1 protein-coding gene is annotated in these 433 nt (G+C 62.1%); it reads left to right on the forward strand.

The features are described from left to right. Positions 1-433 (forward strand): MFS transporter (locus tag KZZ04_RS18435; protein ID WP_219423676.1); only part of this gene is annotated, 433 nt, incomplete at both ends.

The following is a 433-nucleotide window of genomic DNA, read 5'->3' on the forward strand; positions in this document are numbered from 1 at the left end:
GTCGCCACACTGATGGCGTTCATCCAGAACGAAACCCAGTTCTATGTGCTGCGCTTTCTGTTGGGCGTGGCCGAGGCCGGCTTTTTCCCTGGGGTGATCTACTACTTCACCCGCTGGTTGCCGGGTGTGGAACGCGGCAAAGCGATTGCGATCTTCCTCAGCGGCTCGGCGGTTGCGTCGCTGATCTCCGGCCCATTGTCGGGGGCCTTGTTGCAAATCGAAGGCTTCGGCTTCCACGGCTGGCAATGGATGTTTGCGATTGAGGGCCTGGCGTCCGTCGCACTGGGGTTCTTCGTGTGGTTCTGGCTGGACTCCAAACCCCACGACGCCCAATGGCTGAGCCGCGAAGAACAGGACGCACTGGTGGGCGCCATCGACCAGGAACAGCGCGCGCGTGAAGCGCTGACCAGCGTCAAACCGACCCTCGGCAAGC

Source organism: Pseudoalteromonas sp. CR1, assembly GCF_019392235.1.
Classification (GTDB): Bacteria; Pseudomonadota; Gammaproteobacteria; order Enterobacterales; family Alteromonadaceae; genus Pseudoalteromonas.